The sequence below is a fragment of the Streptomyces sp. NPDC007872 genome (genome assembly GCF_042868165.1).
GTDB lineage: Bacteria > Actinomycetota > Actinomycetes > Streptomycetales > Streptomycetaceae > Streptomyces.
In genome coordinates this window covers 63,034-82,246 of record NZ_JBIAEA010000003.1, presented here as the reverse complement: position 1 = coordinate 82,246, position 19,213 = coordinate 63,034, and the positions used below count along the sequence as shown (strand labels likewise).

Here is a 19,213-nt window from a genome sequence, read left to right as displayed (position 1 = left end):
CAGGGGAGACCCCCGGGAATCCAAGGAGTCGTCGGAGAGTCCAAGCGCCGGGAACGCGCGTCCGTCCGGTGCGGGAGCAACGGCAGGCGGCGGAGGCGGCGGACCGACACGTGGGGGGCGTCGTTCCGGTCGCACCGGGCACCGGTCCTGTGGTCCGGTTGCTCTTCCGCGGTCTCGACCACCGGCCTGGGCCGGTCGTCCGCTCCCGTTCCGCCCGAACCGAGCACCGGGACCCGACGGGCCCCGGTCCGGTCGCGTCGTGACGGACAGCGGCCGTTCGTCCCGCGCGGTCGGCGCCATCAGGTGGGGAAGCCCCCCTCGCGTGCCGGTGTGACGGTGCGTGCGAGCTGGAAGCGCGAGTGCAGACCGAGTTTCCGGTAGACGCGGGTGAGGGTCGCCTCGACCGTCTTGACGCTGACGGTGAGGGCGATGGCGATGTCGCGGTTGCTCGCCCCGGCGGCGGCGAGTTCGGCGCAGCGCTGTTCGGCGGAGGTGAGGCGGGGGTGGGCGCTGTCGCCCGCGGGGACGGTCCCCAGTCGGTCGAGGGCGTGCGTGGCGACGCGGATCCAGGGGTGTGCCTGGTGGGCGGTGAAGAGGTCGGCGGCGCTTCGCGCGGCGGTGCGGGCGCTGGCGCGTCGGCGTCCGCGCCGTTCGGTGTGGCTGAGCGCCAGCAGGGTCCTGCCGCGTTCGAGGGGGAGGTGGCGGAGGCGGTCGGCTGCGCCGGTGAGGCGCCGGGCCGCGGTGTCGTAGTCGCCGCGGGTGGCGTCCAGAAGGGCCCGGGAGCGTTCGAGGGAGGGCAGGACGCTGTCCCTGCCCAGGTCGGTCGCGGTGCGGCACGTGTCGTCCAGCAGGCTCTGCGCCCGGTCGAGACGGCCGAGGGCGACGAGGGCCTCGGCGAGCTCGGGGTGCCAGCGCAGGACGGAGGGGTCGCGGACCTGTTGGAGTCCTTCCAGGTCGCGGACTTCCTCCAGTGCGTCCAGTGCCTCTTCGGGACGGCCTGTGGTCAGGAGGAGGTGTCCGAGGGCGAAGAGGTTGCGGGAGAGGAAGACCTTGTTGCCCTCGTGCCGGGCGGCGTCGACTCCGCGGCGCGCGTGGACGAGGGCGAGGTCGGTGCGTCCGGCGGTGCCTTCGACGAGGGCGGAGGTGTAGCACGCCGGTGCGGGTGACAGGGAGGTCTCGTCGGTCAACGCCTGGGAGCGGTGGGCGTGGTCGAGCGCCCTGGCGCACCGGCCGGCACGGAGTTCGGCCTCGGCGAGGCTGCGCCGGATGTCCACGGTCGCCTCGGCGTCTCCCGTCCGTTCGGCTTCGACCAGCAGGGGGAGCAGCGCGGTACGGGCCTCCTCGGGGCGGTCGTCGAAGAGGGCGTGCCGGGCGGCGAGGTGCTGGGGCGTGCCGTTGACCGGGACGGAGGCGGCGCGCGGCAGGGACACGGCGCGGCCGAGCGTGGTCTCGGCGTCGGGGCGGCCGAGGACGCGTCGGATGCGGGCCTGCATCGTGAGGGCCATGACGGTGGTGGCGATGTCGCCGCCGGCCTCGGCGAGGTCGGCGGCCCGGCCGGCCAGGGCACACGCCCGATGGGGGTCGCCTTCGTTGACGTTGGCCCAGACGGACTGGCGTATGAGGATCTGAGCGGTGAGGTCGGGGCGTCCGGCTGCCGAGTGGAGTGCGTCGGCGAACAGTTCGTCCGCGCTGTGCAGGTGCTGGCCGCTCGCGTCGATCAGGGCGATGAGGGCGTCGACGCGTTGAGCGGGGGTGGTGTCGTGGTCCAGGAGCAGGCGTGCGGCGACCCGACCGCGGGGGAGGTCGCCGTAGTGGGCGGCGTCGCGTACGGCGGTCAGGGCCCGCTCGGTGAGCAGGTCGCCGTCCTCGTACGGGGTGCGCCGGGCGGCGAGGAGGGAGAGTTCGGCCGCGAGCGCGTGTTCGCCGCGCTGCCGGGCGCGTGCGGCAGCGCGGGCGGCGTGGAGGGCCGACCGAGGGTCGGCGGGATCGGCCGCCAGCGCCGCGTGCCGGTCGCGACGGACGTCGTCACGGCCGGCCTCGGCCAGGCGGGCGTGCAGGCGTCTGCGCGCGTGGCCCGGCAGCCGGGCCACGAGTTCGGCGCCGATCGCGGAGGCGGTGAACCGGATCGTCCCGTCGGGCTGTCCGAGGTGGACGAGTCCGGCTGCCTCGGCCTCGGCCAGGAGGGTTTCGGCCGCCGGGCCGGCGAGGGCGCTCAACAGGTCCGGGCGGGGCCGGTCGTCGAGTGCGGCGCACGTCAGTAGTTCCTGGACCTCTCCCGATACGGTGCCCAGCCATTCGCTCACCAACCTGCGGGCCGTGGACGGGAGGGCCGGGTCGTCCTCTGCGTCCGCGTCGATCGGTACGGCGGCGGTGTGGGCGCGGACCTGGGCGAGGGCCAGTGCCAGGGCCGGGTTCCCTCCGCTGTGGGCGTGGATGCGCATGACCTCATGGGGAACGAGCCGGTGCGGGGACAGCAGAGTTCCGACCTGAGGAGCGGTCAGGTGCGGGATGCGCACCGCGTACGCTTCCTCCCCGCACCAGTGCCCTGCGGCCCCCGGGCGCCAGGTGCGTTCGGCCGCGATGACGGGAAGGTCCGGGGTCAGACGCAGCGCCCAGCCCAGGACGGCCGCGCTGGCCGGGTCCAGCCACTGGGCGTTGTCCGCCACCAACGTCATGGGTGGTGCGTCCCGCAGCAGAGCGGCGGTCTGCCGGCGCAGCCGCAGGGCCCGACCGGCGTCTTCCGGGGAACCCTGCCGGTCGGCGGCCTCGTCCAGGCTCGCCGCCAGCTCCCGTGCGGCGGGGAGCGCCGGGAGTGCCAGGGCGAGTTCGAGCAGGCCGGCATACGGGACCCCGGCGTCCTGCGGGCCCGGGGCCAGTCGCAGGACGGGCAGGCCCCACCGCTGCCCCAGGACCCCGGCCGCCGTGGTCTTGCCGCTTCCGGGCGGCCCGAACAGGACCACCCGACGGGCGCCGTGCACGTCTTCCGGCAGCACCGGCAGCACCGGCAGCACGGGAGCGCCCTCGGACGACGTGCTCACCCACATCGCAGAGTCTGGCATCGGATCATGGTGCGCCTTGCGGGTCCCCCCGGTCCAGGTCAAGGGGTCGCCCTGATGTCGGCCGTCCCCCGCGTCCCTAGCCTCATGGCCACAGCCGGGCCAACCGCTGCCGAACACCCCCGCACCCCAGATGACGTTCTGCGGCGTATCCCCGACGAGGCCCGGCGGAAGGACCATGATGAACCGCAAGAACGCTTTGGCTACCGGTGTCGCGGCAACCCTCGCCCTGGGCGCCGTGAGCATGGTGGCCACCCAGTCCGCCGCCGCCCCCCGGCCCGCCGCGACCGCCGGTACCTCCGTCGCCCGACCCGGTGCCGGGTTCCGGGCGATGTCGGCCGACGTGCGCAGTGAGGCGATACGCACGGCCGGCCGGAACGCGGCCGCGACCGCCCGTGCGCTCGGTCTGGGCCCCGACGAGCGCCTGGTGGTCAAGGACGTGCTGATCGATGCCGACGGCTCCCGGCACGTGCGCTACAACCGTACCTACAGAGGCCTGCCGGTGATCGGCGGTGACCTGGTGGTGCACCTCGCCGGGGACGGCGGGATCACCGGCTCGGACCTGGCGCACCAGGGCGCGATCCGGATCGCCGTCACCATCCCGAAGCTGACGGCGGCCGACGCCTCGGCCAGGGCCGTGAAGCACGCCAGGCACGTGAAGAAGGCGAAGGCCGACAGCAAGGACAGCGCCCTGGTGGTGTACGCGGTCGGCAAGATTCCCGTCCTCGCCTACCGCTCGACCGTCACCGGCGAGGGCGAGACCGGCCCGGCCTCCCGTCAGGCGGTGATCGTCGACGCGACCAGCGGCGTGCCGCTGGACCAGTACGAGCTGCACCAGAGCGCCACGGGCACCGGCAACGGCGTCACCGTCGGCCAGGTCTCCATCGAGACCGCCCAGGCCGGCAGCGGCTACACCCTCACCGACGCCGCGCACGGCAGCACGGTCGTCTACGACTCGTACAACAGCCCCCAGTCGAACCCGAAGCAGAACGCCCGGACCTTCTCCAGGACCACCAACTCCTGGGGCAACGGCACCAACTCCAGCCGGGAGAGTGCCGCGGTGGACGCCTCCTACGGCCTGGCGAAGACCTGGGACTACTACAAGAACTCCTTCAACCGCTCCGGCATCCGCAACGACGGCCGCGGCGCCCCGGCGTACGTGCACGTGGACACCGGCCTGCTCAACGCCTTCTACGACGACGACTGCTTCTGCATGTTCTTCGGCGACGGCTCCTCGCAGAACGGCAACACCCCGGTCACCGCGCTCGACGTGGCCGGTCACGAGATGAGCCACGGCGTCACCGCCGCCACCGCGAACCTCACCTACTCGGGCGAGTCCGGCGGCCTGAACGAGGCCACCAGCGACATTTTCGGCACCATGGTCGAGTTCTCCGCCGGCAACACCGGCGACCCGGGCGACTATTACATCGGCGAGAAGCTCAACATGTCGGGCGGCTACATGCGCCGGATGGACAACCCCGCCGCCGACGGCAGCTCGTTGTCCTGCTGGAACTCCGGCGCCGGTTCGGCGGACGTCCACTACTCCTCCGGCATAGGCAACCACTTCTTCTACCTGGCCGCCGAGGGAACCGGCGCGAAGACCATCGGCGGACGCTCGCACACCGGCACCACCTGCAACAACGACACCTTCACCGGCATCGGCAAGGACAAGGCCGCCGCCGTCTGGTACCGCGCGCTGTCCACCTACATGACCTCCACCACCAACTACGCGGGCGCCCGCACCGCCACCCTGCAGGCCGCCGCCGACCTGTACGGCACCGACTCCCAGGAGCGGTACCTCGTCTCAAAGGCCTGGGCCGCCGTCAGTGTCGGCACCGCACTGCCCGACCCCGGCACCGGCACCCCCACCCCCTCGCCGACCGCCCCCACCCCCTCCCCGACCACGCCTCCCGGCGGGAACGCACTGGCCAACGGCGGCTTCGAGCAGGGCACCAGCGGCTGGACCCAGAGCGACAGCATCATCACCAACTCGTCCCTGCAGACCGCCCGTGACGGGTCCTGGTACGCCTGGATGATGGGCTACGGCGCCGACGCCGTGGAGTCCCTGTCCCAGTCGAGCGTCGCGGTGCCCTCCACCGGCACCCCCAAGCTCACCTTCTGGCTGAAGGTCTCCACCCAGGAATCCGGCTCCACCGCCTACGACACCCTCAAGGTCAACGTCAACGGCACCACACTGGCCACCTACTCCAACGCCAACGCCGGCTCCGGGTACGTCCAGAAGACCGTCGACCTCTCCGCCTACAAGGGCCGGACGGTGAAGCTGGACTTCGCCGGCACCGAAGACACCTACCTGTCGACCGTCTTCCTCCTCGACGGCATCGCCATCGGCTGACCGAACCCGCTCGTCACCGGCACTCCTGTGGCCGGAGCCCCCTTCGGGATGCTCCGGCCACGGGAGCCGGCGCACGCACGGGGCGGGCCCGGTTCTCACTCCGCGGTTTCGCAGTGTGTTCAACTGCCGTCCACATTCCTGTCGTGTACATGATGGACGTGATCGCGAAGGTCTTGCCGACAGGGAGAAAACCCTCATACAAGGAAGAAACATGACGATACGTCTGGCCGTTCGCGTCTCCGCGCTCGTTCTCTGCACGACACTGGCGGCCTCGCTCGCCCTCCCGGCGCAGGCCGCCGGGATCGACGGCGTCCTCCCGAAGGCCGAGACCGCGCCCCTGTTCGATGACGAGGCCGGTGGCAACGCCAACGCGGACGATCCGGCGATCTGGCGCGACGCGGCCGACCCGGACCGCAGCCTGGTGATCGCGACCGCCAAGCAGGGTGGTCTGCGGGTCTATGACCTGGACGCGCGCCAGGTGCAGTCGATCCCCGCTCCGGCCGGCCCGGACGCCGACGACAAGCCCGGCCGCTTCAACAACGTCGACCTGGTGCAGGGCCTGCGCCTGGGCGGTGCGCGTGCGGACGTCGCGGTGGTCAGCGACCGCGGCAACGACCGGCTGCGGATCTACCGCATCGACCGGAACAAGCCCGGCGGCCCGCTCACCGACGTCACCGACCCGGCGGCGCGGCCCGTGTTCTCCGCCGACCAGGCCGAGATCGACGAGCAGAAGACCGCATACGGCCTCGCCACCTGGACCGACCGCACCACCGGCCGCTCCTACGCCCTGGTCAGCCGGCGCAACCGCACCCGGATCGCCCTGCTGGAACTGATCGCCACCCCGGCCGGCACCGTCGACTACCGGCAGGTCCGCACCCTGGACCTGCCCTCCTCCTTCCGCCTGCCCGACGGCACCTCCTGGACTCCGTGCGCCGAGCCGGACGAACTGCCGCAGGTCGAGGGCATGGTCGTCGACCCCGCGGACGGCACCCTGTACGCGGGACAGGAGGACGTCGGCATCTGGCGCATCGACGCCGGACTGACCGGCACGCCGACCCTGATCGACAAGGTCCGCGAGTACGGCGTGCCGGGCGCGTACGACGAGCGGACCGAGGAGTGCACGCCCGGCGCCGACCCCGGCTTCGGCGGCAAGCACCTGACGGCCGACGTCGAGGGCCTGACCCTGGTCACCGAACCGGACGGCGACGGCTACCTGCTCGCCTCCAGCCAGGGCGACGACACCTTCGTCGCCTACGACCGCGAGCGCGACGAGGACAACGAGTACGAGAACGCCTTCCGCGTCACCGCGGCCTCCGCCCGCCTCGACGGCTCCGAGGTCTGCGACGGCGCCGCGGCCCTCAACGCCCCGCTCGGCAGGCGTTACCCCAACGGCCTGCTCGTCGTCCAGGACGGCGAGGAGACCCCCGGCGACGGCGACCGCGAGGCCACCGGCTTCAAGTTCGTCGACCTCGGCAAGGTCCTCGACGCCGTCGACTGATCGGCGAACGCCACGGGCGCACGGTGACCACACCCTGCGCCCGTCGTGGCCGTCGGACCCGTGCACGCGGAGGCGGTCCCGTGCGGGCGTCGTGGACGGAGGCGCACGACGGATGCTCCCTCGGGCGCAGGGACGGGCCCGTCGGCGTCCCGGCCTGCCGAACGGCATCGGGACGAAGGCGGCTCCGGACGTCCCGGTTTTCGCGACACCCGGTCCGCGCACCGACCGGACGCCGGTTCCGGCGGATCGCCGGACGCGCCTCGACCGGTGACCGGCCCTCCCGATCTGTCACCGGCGACCCGCCCGGGGGCGAGCACGTCCGAGAGGGTCGGCAGGTCGGGACAGCCTCGTGTCCCGGGCGAACAGATACGGTCCCTGGAGCGCCGACTCGGCGCACCCCTCTTCGACCGCGACCGCCAGGGCGTCTCCCTCACCGGTGTCGGCACGGCCCTGCCGCCGCACGCCCGTGCCGTGCTCGCCGCCGGGAGGCCGGTCGCGAGGCGGTGCGGCGGGACCGGGAGGCCGCGGGCGGCACCCCCACGTCGTCGTGGTCACCGAGCCCGGCTCGTCGCCCGCCCGAAGGCGCACCCACTCGCCGTCCGCCTCGACCACCGGGAGGGCGGCGGCCGCGACGACGGCGCAACCGGCCGCTGCCACCGGCACGTGGGGCGCCTTCTCCTCCAGGCGGGCTCTCGCCTTCACTCCGCCAGGATGTCCATCAGCGCGGCGAACGGATCCGTCAGCGTGGCCAGGCGGTACGCACGGTCGTACGCGTCGTCCCCGATCTGCTTCCGGGCCGAGAGCTCCGCGCTCCGCCGCAGCGGCTGCAGCTCGGGAGTGCCCCGTTGCGGATGCCCGACCATCTGCCAGAACACCTGGCTGGTCCCGTACGCCGATGCCGCCTCCTCGCCCCTGGCCAGCGCCGACAGGGCCACCACGAGCAGGTCGAGCCCCAGGCCGAGGCCGAAGACGTCGCCCATCAGGCGCTTGCCCCGCAGCATGGCCCGGGCGTGGTCGGCGGCGTCGGCCGGTCGCCGCTCCCGCAGCGCCATCACCGCGAGCTGGTACTCGGCGTAGGACCGGGTCCACTGTTCGCCCGCCGACATCGAGTCGAGCCGCAGCTCCTCGGCCCCGACCCGGGCCTCCTCGAGGAGACCGGACGCCGTCAACGCGAAGACCCTCACCAGTCGGCACCGCGCCACCGCGGGCATGGCCGCGCCCTCGTCCGCCGCCAGAGCGCGCTCCGCGACGGCCAGTGCGCCCGGTGGGTCGCCGCGCAGCAGCATCACCAGGCCGCGCAGGTAGCCGACGTCGGCAAGCAGCGTCGCGTCCCGCACCCGCACCGCGCACTTCTCGGCGCGGTCCGCCAGCTCCGCCGCGGTGTCGTGGTCGCCCCGCAGACAGCGCACCACCCCGAGCCCCCAGGCCAGCTTCCCCACGACGGCCCCGGGCCCGGAGACCGACCGTGCGCACTCCTCCAGGTAGTGGGCGGCCTCGTGCAGACGCCCGGAACACGCCCAGAAGAAGCCGAGCGCCCCCGTCAACTCGGCGGCCGCTGCGGGATCGGTGGCCAGCAGGTGCTCCAGCGCGGCACACAGGTCGCCGTGGCAGGCGGTCAGCCGCGCAGAGGACGCCACCTGCCCGGGCCCCCACCAGGAGTCCTCGGCGGCGAGCGCCACCTCGTGGAAGCGCCGCGCGTGCCTGTCGGCCGTCGTCCGGGTCTCGCCGAGTTCCGCGAGCCACAGCGCGCCGTACTCGCGCACGGAGTCGTAGAGGCGCAGACGCCCGTCCGACAGGGTCACGACGCTCTTGCGGACCAGTCCCTCGAGGGCCCGCTCCACGGCGTCTTCGGTCAAGGGCCCGCCGCGGCACACCCGTACCGCGTCGGCCACCGTGACGGTCGAACGGAACACCGACAGGCGGGCCCACACCAGCCGCTCGTGCGGTTCGCACAGCTCGTGGCTCCACCCGATCGTGGTGCGCAGCGCCCGGTGGCGCGACGGCTGGATCCGGCTTCCGGGGGCACCGGCGAGGGACAGCCCGTCGCGCAGGAGCCGTGCCATCGCGGACAACGGTCTTTCCCGCAGTTGCGCGGCGGCGAGTTCCAGTGCCAGGGGCAGGCCTTCCAGCCGGCGACACACCTCGGCGGCGACGACGAAGTCCTCGGGCCGCGTCCAGCGGACACCGACGGCGCCGGCCCGTTCGGCGAACAGTTCCATCGCATCGGAGTCGACCGGCAGGGGGCCGACGGGGAACAGGAACTCGGTTTCCGTACCCAGTGGTTCGCGACTGGTCGCCAGCACGACGAGCCGTGGACAGCGCGCGAGGAGATCCGCCACCAACGCCGCGCACGCGGTCACGAGGTGTTCGCAGGAGTCCAGGACCAGGAGGACGCGGCGCCCGCCGATCCAGTCGGCCAGCGCGCCGACGGGTTCGCCGGGCGAATGGTCCGACAGTCCGCAGGCGTCGGCGACCAGGGGTACCAGCAGGGCGGCGTTGGTCAACGACCACAGGGGAGCCCAGTGGACGCTCGTGAAGGCCTCGGGCCCGCGGTCTTCGGCGACGCGTGACGCGAGCCGGGACTTCCCCGTCCCACCTGTTCCCACCAGCGTGACGAGCCGCTGCTCGCCCACCAGGGAGGCGAGCTCCCCGACTTCCTCGGCCCGTCCGACGAACGGACCGCTCTGCGTTGGCTTCCAGCTCTCCATTCCCTGCATTCTCCGACAGGGAGGGGATCCGGATGCACCGGTCCGGCGAAGCGTGATCGTCCCGCCGTTCCCCACCGCCCGATGCAGGGCCGCGGGCGTTCAGGACGGCGCACGGGGCGACACCGTCGCCCGCCGGGACGCCCCGGTGCCGGTCACGGGGGCGGCTGTGCGGCCGGCGTCCGATCCGCCGGTTCGCCGGGCGCGTCCGGGCGCCGACTCGCGGCCTCCGCCGCGATCCGCACCGCGAGCCCGTCCAGGAGGGTGTCCAGCGCGGCGAGGAACACCGTGGTCCCGTCCAGCCGCGCCATGTGGGCCACGCTCCGCGCGATCGCGGGGAAGGCCACCGGGTCGGCCGCGGGGTAGTCGCGGGTCCATGCCTGTTCGTCGCCCGCACGGGCCGCCCCGTCGAGCGTCTCGAACGCCGCGTCCATGCCCGCCCAGGCCAGGGAGAAGTCCCCGTAGACCCGATGCAGCACGGCGGCCAGCGCGGGGGAGCAGCCGGCCCGGCCGAAGGCCGCCAGGATGTGCTCCACGATCCGCATCTCGGCCGGCCGCCGAGTGGTGCGGTAGGTGGCCACGACCGCCGCGCCGGGGTGGCGCAGAGCCGTTGCGCGCGTGCGCAGCGCGAGGTCGCGCAGTGTGTCGCGCCAGCCCTCCGAAGGCTCGAATCCGGCCAGCGTCTCCTCGAACAAGCGGTCCGCCAGGGCCAGGTGGAGTTCGTCCTTGTCCCGGACGTGCCGGTACAGGGCGGAAGGGTCGACGCCCAGTCTCGCGGCCAGCCGCCGCACGCTGAGGGCCGCCGCGCCCTCGTCGTCGGTCAGCGCGAGTGCGGCGTCCACGATGATCCGCAGGTCCAGCTCGACCTTGGGGGGACGGCCTCTGCCTCGTACTGCCATGGGGTGATCAGACCAGGCCGGGCATGGCCTCCGCAAGCCCCGTCGCACGGTGCGAAATCTTTTTACCCACACCGTTGACAAAATAGTGCGGCGAGCGGTTGTCTGCGGGGCACCCCGAACCGAGGAGCGCTGCTCATGGACCACGCAAGCCCCGTTTCCGGCGAGGCGCCGCCACCCGCCGCCACGTTCCGCAAGACCCTCGGCACCCGGCACGGCGTGGTCATCGCGCTGGCCAACATCAGCCCCACCGTCAGCGTCGGCATCGGCCTCGCCTTCCTCGCCGCGCTCGCCGGCACCGCGATGCCCGCGGCCTTCCTGCTGGCGGCCCTGCCGATCCTGGCCGTCTCCGGGGGCTACGCCCGGCTCGCCGCCCGCGATCCCAACTGCGGGACGGCGTACGTCTGGGTGCGCCGGGCGCTGGGTCCCTGGACCGGTTACCTCACCGGATGGACCTCGGTGGCCACCAACATCCTGTTCCTGTCGTACGCGGGACAGCTCGCCGGCCAGTTCACCCTCGGGCTGCTCGCGGAGGCGGGCGTGACGGCGCTCTCCCCGGACGACGCCCCCACGGTCACCGTCACCGGCCTGGTGTGGAGCGGCCTGATCGTCGTGAGCGCGCTGCGGGGGGTGCGGGGCGCCACCGCGGTGCAGAGCGTGCTGCTCGGCTTCTCCGCGGTCGTGGTCACCGTCCTCGTGGCCACCGCCTTCGTCCGGGGCGACGCGGCCCCCGTCTCCGCCTCGTGGTTCTCGCCGTTCGCCTTCCCCGACACGCTCACGCTGCTCGGAGCGACCGTGATGGCTGCGTACATGTTCTGGGGCTGGGAGAGCGCCTTCTCCGTGGTCGAGGAGTCGACCTCGGTCCGCTCGCCGGGCCGGGCCGGAATCATCGCGATCCTCGTCACGACCGGGTTCTTCCTCTTCTCGGCCACCGGCTTCCTGCACGCCCTCACGCCCGGACAGCTCGCGGACCCGCTGTCCGGCATCACCGAACTGGCCCGCACCTTCTACGGCACCGCGGGTGCGACCGCAGCCCTCGCCGCGATGCTCTTCGCCACCGTCGCCTGCATGCAGTCGAGCGTCATCGCGGGGGCCCGGCTCACGCTCGCCATGGGCCGGGACGGGGTCCTCGGCCCGAGCTGGACCCGGCTGCATCCCGCCTGGGGCACGCCCGTCACCTCCACCGTGCGCATCGCGGCCCTCGCCGTCGGGGTGTCGCTCGCGGGGCTGGCCGCCGGGTCGCTGTCCGAGGTGGTCGTCGCCGTCGTCAACTCCGTCGGCATCCTGGTCTCGCTGATGTACGGGATCGGCGGCATCGCCTGCGCCGTCACCTTCCGCCACGAACTGAGGGGTCGGGCACGGGACGCGCTCGTCGCGGCCCTGCTGCCGCTGCTCGGCGGCATCGCGCTCCTGCTGCTCGGCGGCCTCGTGGCCCACCAGCAGTGGAACTCGGCGGACCACCTGGCCTTCGACGCCGAGAACGGGCGCTTCCTCACGGTCCTGCCGCTCACCGTCATCGCCCTCGGCGTGCCCGCCGCCCTGTGGACCCGTTACCGGCGCAGGGCCGCCTACTTCACCCAGCCGCCGACCCCCCTCGCGCCGACCCCGGCCGCCGGGGGCTGACCACGGCCCGGACGCGGGCGCCGGCACGCCCGCTCCGGCCGTTCTCCCACCCTCCCACCCAACGGAGCCCACACATGCGCCACGCAGACCTCGTCCTCCTCAACGGCACCATCTGGACGGCGTCCCCCGTACGCCACCGGACATCGGCGCTGGCCGTCACCGGCGGTCGGATCACCGCCCTCGGCACCGACCGGGAAGTCCGCGAACACGTCGGGCCGCGCACCGAGGTGACCGACCTCGGCGGCCGGTTCGTACAACCCGGCTTCACCGACGCCCACGTCCACCCGGTGATCGCCGGGATCGGCATGCTCGGATGCGACCTGAGCGCGGACCGCACCGCACGCGACTACCGGGCCACGATCGCCGCCCACGCCGCCGCCCACCCGAGGGCCGCCTGGATCCGGGGCAGCGGCTGGTCCTTCGACGCCTTTCCGGGGGGCCTGCCCCACCGCGACCAGCTCGACGACATCCTCCCCGACCGACCCGCCTACCTCCCCGTCCGCGACGGACACTCGGCATGGGTGAACTCCCGGGCCCTCGCCCTGGCCGGGATCGACCGGCACACGCCCGACCCCGCGGACGGCCGCGTCGAGCGCGACGCCACGGGCGAACCCACCGGCGTGCTGCACGAGGGCGCCATGACCCTCGTCGGCGCCCTCGTGCCCCCCGCCTCGGCGACCGAGGCCCGAGCCGGGCTCCTCGCCGCCCAGGAACTGCTGCACTCGCTCGGGATCACCGGCTGGCAGGACGCCCTCGTCGGCACGTACGCGGGCTTCCCCGATCCCCTCGACACCTACCTCGCCTGCGACGCCGACGGCTCGTTGACCGCGAGGGTGCGGGGAGCGCTCTGGTGGGAGCGCGACCAGGACCTCGGACAGATCGACTCGCTGCTCGCCCGCCGCGAACGGGCGGCTGGAGGCCGGCGCTTCACCGCCGGCAGCGTCAAGATCATGCAGGACGGGGTCGTGGAGAACTTCTCCGCCGCCATGCTGGAGCCCTACCTGGACCCCTGCGGCTGTCCGGGCGACAACGCCGGGATCTCCATGGTCGACCCGGCCGTGCTCCGCGACGCCGTGATCGCCCTCGACGGCCACGGGTTCCAGATCCACTTCCACGCCCTGGGCGACCGGGCGGTCCGCGAGGCGCTGAACTCGCTCGAAGCGGCCGTGGCCGCGCACGGCCACACCGGCCTGCGCCACCACCTCGCCCACCTCCAGGTGGTGCACCCCGACGACATCCCGCGGTTCCGCACCCTGCGCGCCGCCGCGAACATGCAGCCGCTGTGGGCCGCGCACGAACCGGCGATGGACGAACTGACGCTGCCCTTCCTCGGCGAGGAACGCGGACGGCGCCAGTACCCCTTCGGGGCCCTGCACGCGGCCGGTGCCGTCCTCGCGGCGGGCAGCGACTGGTTCGTCTCCAGCCCCGACCCCTGGCACGGCATCCACGTCGCCGTCAACCGTCAGGTGTGGGCGGAGGAGCTGGGCGAACCGGACCTGCGCCCCCCGTTCCTGCCCGAACAGCGCCTGGCTCTCGCCGACGCCCTCGCCGCGTACACGGCCGGTTCCGCGTGGGTCAACCATCAGGACGACGCCGGTGTGATCGCGCTCGGCCGTCTCGCCGACCTCGCGGTCCTGGACCGCGACCCGTTCACCGTGGCCCCCACCGACCTCCACGCGGTCCGCGCGGTCCAGACGTACGTGGGCGGCGTGCGGGTCCACGACGCGGACGCGCACTGAACGGACCGCGGGGACGACCGGCGGCGGCTTCTTCCGACGCGTCTCGACCGTCAGCGGCCGCCGGACCGTCCTGGCCGGCCTCACCGGCCCTGGACTGCAAGCCCCGGCCCGAAGCCGACCGACCCGGTCGACCCGGCCGAAAGAGAGCAGGGTGGCCGGCATCCGCCCTCTCGGGCCGTCACGGTCCACGAGGAGACGTCGGTGAACACACCCCGGTCCTGGGACGGCCCGGCGCACGGGTCGTCCGGAGGAGGACCGGAGGGCCCCGCGCAGACGGAGGCGGGCCGGGATCCGGACCGGCCGTCCGGGCACCCGGTGGGAGCCTTCCGCGCGGGTGGAAGCGAGGTGCTCCTTGGTCGCGGGCCCGGCTCGTCCCCTTCCCCACCAGGGCGCCCCGGGCGCGGACCGGACACGTGCCCGTGGCACGGGACGTGCCCGGGACCTCACGGGAAACGCCTTCCGGGAGGAGGTCGCCGTCCGCGACGAACCCGTCACGCCCCGAGCCGGGACTTCGCGGCCGGAGCCGCGGGGAACCGCCGGGTGGCGGCGACCGGACCGCCGTGCAAAGGCGTTCTGTTCAGGAACCTCCGGCTCGCGGACAATGTGTTCGGAGCTCCTGCGGAATCCGGAGCGTCGAGGGCGTCGGGGGGCGGACTCATGTGGATGTGGGCGGGCGCGGTCGTGTGGGCGGCGACGGGTGTGACGACACTCGGCTTCCTGGTGTGCCACCACCTGGTCCGTGCCCATCGTCCGTCACGGCCCGTACGGGACGGCGACGCCCCGGGGCCGTACGCGTACGCGTATCTCACCGGGGGACCCGGGCGCACGGCGCTGACGACGCTGACGGCACTGCACCGAGCGGGCCTGATCACTGCGGTGGGGAACCGGATCGTCCGCGTGGACGTGCCCGTGCCGTCCGTCGACCACGGTGGCGGCGGCCGCGCGCTCGATCCCGTCGAGGCCGCCGCCCGGGCCTCGTGCCGACCCGGTCGCGGCGCCCCCGGGCCGAGGACGGAGGACCGCGTGGCGAGGAGCCGGGCCGTACGCCGACTCGGAGCCTCCCTGGCGGAGGAGGGCCTGCTCGCCCACCCGGGGCGGGCTGCCCGGCGGGAGGGCTGGGAGGTGGCGGCGGCATCGGCGGGCTTCGCGACCGTTCCGCTCTGTCTGACGGCTCTGGCGGCGTGGGCGTCAGGAGGCCATCCCGACGCCGGCTGGGTGGCGTCCGTGTCACCGGCCTTCGGGCTGTTCTCCCTGCTGTCGCGCCGCCTCGCCCGCTTCCGTCCCGAGCGCCTCACCGAAGCGGGTGACCGCCTCGTGAGGAACCTCCCGACCGGTGCGTCCGGCACCGACCGGGCCCTGTACGACGTCGCCACCGGGGGCACCGGAACGGCCGTGCCGGAGGATCTCCGCCGTGCCCTGCGGCGCCCCGAGCCGTCGTACGCGGAGAACAACGACCCGCCGGGCCTCGGCGGAGCGGGCTTCTAGAGGTCGCCCCGTTCGACACCCCGTCCGGCTCGTCACCCAGGACGCGGTCCGAAGGGCGGGCGTTCACGACTGCCGGGCCGGGGGAATGGGCAGGATCCGGAAGCATCGGGCGGCCGGAGCGCCGACCCGGGGCGGGGCGTATCGAAACCACGAGGGGCGGGAACACGGATGGGGTTGTTCGGATTACGCAGGCGCAGGCCGGAGGTCGGCGACGGCAGTTGGATCTACGAGATCTCCGGGGAGTACGCCGGCGACGACGGCTGGACCCCCAACGAGACGATCCGCCGGGGCTGGAAGGTGGACCACCGGGGCCGCAAGACGGGCGAGACCTTCGACAACCCGCGCTACGGCACGCCGAGGGACGACTTCGAGCGGCTCGCTGCCCCGAACTGCCCGTTGCACATGTTCGACGACCCGCCCGCCACCGTACGCACCTGGACGGAGGCGGCCCTGCGACGGATCGTGCCGGGTGTCACCGTGGAGTGGCTGAAGGTACTGGCCGATCCGGTGGTCCTGGCCGGCGAGGGCCCGGCCTCCTACGCGCCGCCGGACTTCGGAACCGCACCGCCGTCGAGGATCGGTGCCGCCGTTCCGGTCGGGATCGGGATCCGGCGCCAGGACGGCGCCGCGGTGCTGCTCTGGGGCGTGTTGCTGTGGGCGGCGGTGACCACACCCGACCCCACCGAGGTGTACGTCACCATCACCCCGCACCTGGAGGCCGATCAGGCCGAGGCGCGGCTACGGGCACACCTGTCAGAACCCGAGGGCAGGGTCTGACCCGGCGGTGAACCGGGGCGCTGTCCGGTAACCGTCCCGTGCGTCGGAGGTCCTCGACGACCACCAGGGAGCAGTGCCCGGAAGGGGCGTGAAGTGCGGACCGCCCTCCCGGCACCCGCACCCGTGCCCTCCGCACGACACCTGCCGGTGCTCCGACCGCGGACGGTCCCTCCCGGGGACACCGACGTGTCGCCCCGGCGGACCGGGGCGGGGTGCTGCCCCGCCCGTTCGGGACGGACACGGTGGTGGGCCTGCCTTGGGCCGGATGCGACCGGCCTCCTGCGTACGAGCGCCGTCGCCGCCCTCGAAAGGGGCGGGTTCCCCGCCCGCACCGGGATCCCCCTCGCGCGGGGAGCACGGGCCGCCCCGCCGTAGCGTCTCGTCGGGGAACGCACCTGGCCGGTCGCTCCGGTGCCACTCGGCGGCGGCCGGCGCGGCGAGTTCGGCGGGCACGTCGCACACACCCGCACGACGGTCGCCGGGACCTCTTCCCGGGGGGTTCCGGATCGGTCACGATGGAGGACCGCCGGGGGCTGCGGGTAAGGGTCGAACGAGGGGGCGTTCTGGACGGGCGACAGGAGCGGGTGGGGCCGGCGCCGTGGCTTGCCCTGGCCTGCGTGGTCGGACTCGTACTGGCGTGTGCCGTGCTGGCGAACTTCACGGGGGAGCTGCGGGCGGCCCTGTGGGGCGCGCCGGGCACCGTGAGCGAGATCGACTGCCGGACGTACGACGCCACCGCGGCCAACGCGGGAACATCGGAGTCCTGCCGGGGCACCTTCGCCCCGGACGGCGGCGGTTCGCCGTCCGGGGTCCTCGTCGAGGGCGACACCGGCTCGCCGCCGGTTCGCGCGCGGCTGGTGGACGGAGCCTCCGGAACCGCATACGTCTCACCCTCGGTGGGGGCGGGAGTGCTCCCCGTGGGACTCTCCCTCTTCCTGGCCGGCCTTCCGGTGGCGGTGACGGTCTCGTACGCGCGTCACATCCGTGGACAGCGCTCCGGGAACCGCCTTCGAGGACCGGGTCGACCGGATCCGGCGCAGGGCTGAGAACCCGTTGCAGAAGCAGGTCCCCTCCGCTCGGGATCGCGTCTCGCGGTACGGGGGATCCGGCGAACCGCCTGGGCCCGGGCCGAGCCGCTGCTGCCGCAGGGCACCGGACCCGTCCAGGCCGTGGCCACGGACGCGTCGTACCCGCCGAGCAGGCGAGGCGCGGCCGGTTGCCGGAGTATGGGGACCAGGCGGTGTGGCACGGAACGATCCGAGCAGAGGGGAGTGCCGCGGGTGGCCGGTGGAGACGAGCACAGCGGCTTCGAGGACCAGGATGCCGAGATACGCCAGGTCGACGCACTCAACCGGCTGGCAAGCGTGCCCGCCTACAGCTCCGGCGAGGCGGTGAGGCATGGTACCCGCAAGGAAGCCGATCTGCTCGTCGTGGGACACGAGCTGGCGCGGACGGAATCTCTCGGTGAAGCCCTCGTCCTGATCTCCCGGCTGGCGGACGGCGAGCTGCCCCTGTGCGGGCAGGCGATGTTCCGGACCGATCGCGAGTTCCTGCACTGCGTCTGCCAGATCGGACTGTGCGACAACGAGGGCGAAGCGTTCCGTCTGCCACTGGACGGCGACCACCCCGCCATCCAGGTGATCCGGACCGGCCGCCCCGTGCTCCTGACCTCCCCGCAGGAGTACAGGGAACGATTCCCGTCCGCCTGGGCGCTCGCCGACCGGCCGGGCACCGAGGCCTGGGCCTTTCTCCCTCTGGTGACGTACGGCCGACTGACCGGCGTCTGGCTCGCCGTGTTCGACGCCCCCCTCCCGAGGATCAACGACGTGGGCGCGTTCTTGATGACCGTGGCCCGCCTGCTCGGCCAGAGCATCGAGCGCGCCTACGACGGCCAGGCGGACCACGCGCTGTCACAGGGCCTGCGGAGCAGCATGGACCGCGTCGGTCCCGGGCTCCCGGGATTGACCGTCGCGGCGCGGTACGTGCCCACCGGCGGAGGGCTCATGGTCGGCGGCGACTGGTTCGACAGCATCGTCCTGCCCAGCGGACGCCTGGGAGTGGTGATCGGAGACGTCCAAGGCCATGACGTCCAAGCCGCCGGCCTGATGTCCCAGTTGCGCACCGCCATTCACGCCTACGCCGCCGAGGGACACGGGCCCGATGCCGTACTGGCCCGTGCGTCCCGCTTCCTGGCATCGCTGGGCGAGAACCGCTTCGCCACCTGCATCTACCTCGAAGCCGATCCCGCGAGCGGCACGCTGCGCATCGCCCGCGCCGGCCACCCGCACCCAGTGCTGCGCCTCCCGGACGGAACCTGCCTGCTCAAGCACGTGCGCGGCGGTCTGCCCCTCGGACTCGAACTCGGCGAGGACGACTATCCGGTCAGCGTCATGACCCTGCGCGAGAACGAGATCCTCATGCTGTGCACCGACGGATTGATCGAGTCCGGTGGTCATGACATGTACTCCGGCTGGCTCCGTGTCCGCGGCGCCCTGGAACCGGGCACCGCCGGTGACATCGACGGCTTGGCGGACCGGCTCATGAACGCCGTCGTCGCCCCGCATCCCCCACAGGACGGCAGCGGACCGTCCTCCTTCACGGAGGACGACATCGCCCTGCTCCTTCTACGACGCGATCCGGCGGGCTCCTCCGTGGACCCCGCGGGACGCAGCCTTCGGCTGACCCTGGAACAAGACCAGGCCCACGGGCTCGCCGATGCGCGGATCGAGCTCCGGGGGCTGCTCCACGACTGGGCGTACTCCGAGCACGTGGACACCGCGCTGCTCCTCGCTTCCGAGCTTCTGGGAAACGTCTTGATCCATACCGAGCATTCGGCTGTCCTGCGAGCCCACATCAGCGGTGTCGAGGAACGGCGTCACCTGCGCATCGAGGTCACCGACCGCAGCGACGAAGTCCCGCATCGCCGAGCCCCCGGCGAACTGTCCTCGTCCGGCCGTGGCCTCGTCCTGCTCGATCTGCTGGCTCACCGCTGGAACGTCCGCCCCGAACCGGACGGCAAGACCGTCTGGTTCGAACTGGACGAGAACGATTCGACCGGACCGTGACCTCCCCCGCAGGGGG

Annotated in this window: 11 protein-coding genes; 8 read left to right on the top strand and 3 right to left on the bottom strand. The window is 73.3% G+C overall.

The window, feature by feature from the left end:
* Positions 1 to 299 precede the first annotated feature (299 nt).
* Positions 300 to 3,059, bottom strand: coding sequence for a LuxR C-terminal-related transcriptional regulator (locus tag ACFYNX_RS10885; RefSeq protein ID WP_388659998.1), 2,760 nt, complete (start codon positions 3,057 to 3,059; stop codon positions 300 to 302).
* A gap of 178 nt (positions 3,060 to 3,237) precedes the next feature.
* Here ACFYNX_RS10885 and ACFYNX_RS10880 point away from each other — a divergent pair, with 178 nt between their 5' ends.
* A complete protein-coding gene (locus ACFYNX_RS10880; protein ID WP_388661512.1) occupies positions 3,238 to 5,409 on the top strand; it encodes a M4 family metallopeptidase in 2,172 nt (723 codons plus the stop codon).
* 211 nt (positions 5,410 to 5,620) lie between these two features.
* On the top strand, positions 5,621 to 6,907 hold the full coding sequence (locus ACFYNX_RS10875) for a phytase (protein WP_388659995.1): 1,287 nt from the start codon (positions 5,621 to 5,623) through the stop codon (positions 6,905 to 6,907).
* Positions 6,908 to 7,605: 698 nt separating this feature from the next.
* Here ACFYNX_RS10875 and ACFYNX_RS10870 read toward each other — a convergent pair.
* Together ACFYNX_RS10870 and ACFYNX_RS10865 are read right to left on the bottom strand one after the other, a co-directional pair.
* On the bottom strand, positions 7,606 to 9,615 hold the full coding sequence (locus ACFYNX_RS10870; RefSeq protein WP_388659993.1) for an ATP-binding protein: 2,010 nt from the start codon (positions 9,613 to 9,615) through the stop codon (positions 7,606 to 7,608).
* A 152-nt stretch (positions 9,616 to 9,767) separates the two neighbouring features.
* On the bottom strand, positions 9,768 to 10,511 hold the full coding sequence (locus ACFYNX_RS10865) for a TetR family transcriptional regulator (protein WP_388659990.1): 744 nt from the start codon (positions 10,509 to 10,511) through the stop codon (positions 9,768 to 9,770).
* A 135-nt stretch (positions 10,512 to 10,646) separates the two neighbouring features.
* On the opposite strand from ACFYNX_RS10865, the gene ACFYNX_RS10860 reads away from it, so the two are divergent.
* The 6 genes from ACFYNX_RS10860 to ACFYNX_RS10835 all read left to right on the top strand — a co-directional run bounded on the left by ACFYNX_RS10860 (position 10,647) and on the right by ACFYNX_RS10835 (position 19,197).
* Positions 10,647 to 12,131: an APC family permease gene (locus ACFYNX_RS10860; RefSeq protein WP_388659987.1), complete on the top strand. Its 1,485-nt coding sequence runs from the start codon at positions 10,647 to 10,649 to the stop codon at positions 12,129 to 12,131.
* Positions 12,132 to 12,205: 74 nt separating this feature from the next.
* Positions 12,206 to 13,870 (top strand): amidohydrolase, encoded by a 1,665-nt coding sequence (locus ACFYNX_RS10855; protein ID WP_388659985.1) that lies wholly within the window; start codon positions 12,206 to 12,208, stop codon positions 13,868 to 13,870.
* 699 nt (positions 13,871 to 14,569) lie between these two features.
* Positions 14,570 to 15,355: a TIGR04222 domain-containing membrane protein gene (locus ACFYNX_RS10850; protein WP_388659982.1), complete on the top strand. Its 786-nt coding sequence runs from the start codon at positions 14,570 to 14,572 to the stop codon at positions 15,353 to 15,355.
* Positions 15,356 to 15,523: 168 nt separating this feature from the next.
* Entirely contained in the window at positions 15,524 to 16,132 is a 609-nt protein-coding gene (locus tag ACFYNX_RS10845; protein WP_388659979.1) for a hypothetical protein, read from the top strand.
* Between the two features lie 617 nt (positions 16,133 to 16,749).
* Positions 16,750 to 17,178: a hypothetical protein gene (locus ACFYNX_RS10840; protein ID WP_388659976.1), complete on the top strand. Its 429-nt coding sequence runs from the start codon at positions 16,750 to 16,752 to the stop codon at positions 17,176 to 17,178.
* 234 nt (positions 17,179 to 17,412) lie between these two features.
* Positions 17,413 to 19,197 (top strand): SpoIIE family protein phosphatase, encoded by a 1,785-nt coding sequence (locus tag ACFYNX_RS10835; RefSeq protein WP_388659973.1) that lies wholly within the window; start codon positions 17,413 to 17,415, stop codon positions 19,195 to 19,197.
* Positions 19,198 to 19,213 lie beyond the last annotated feature (16 nt).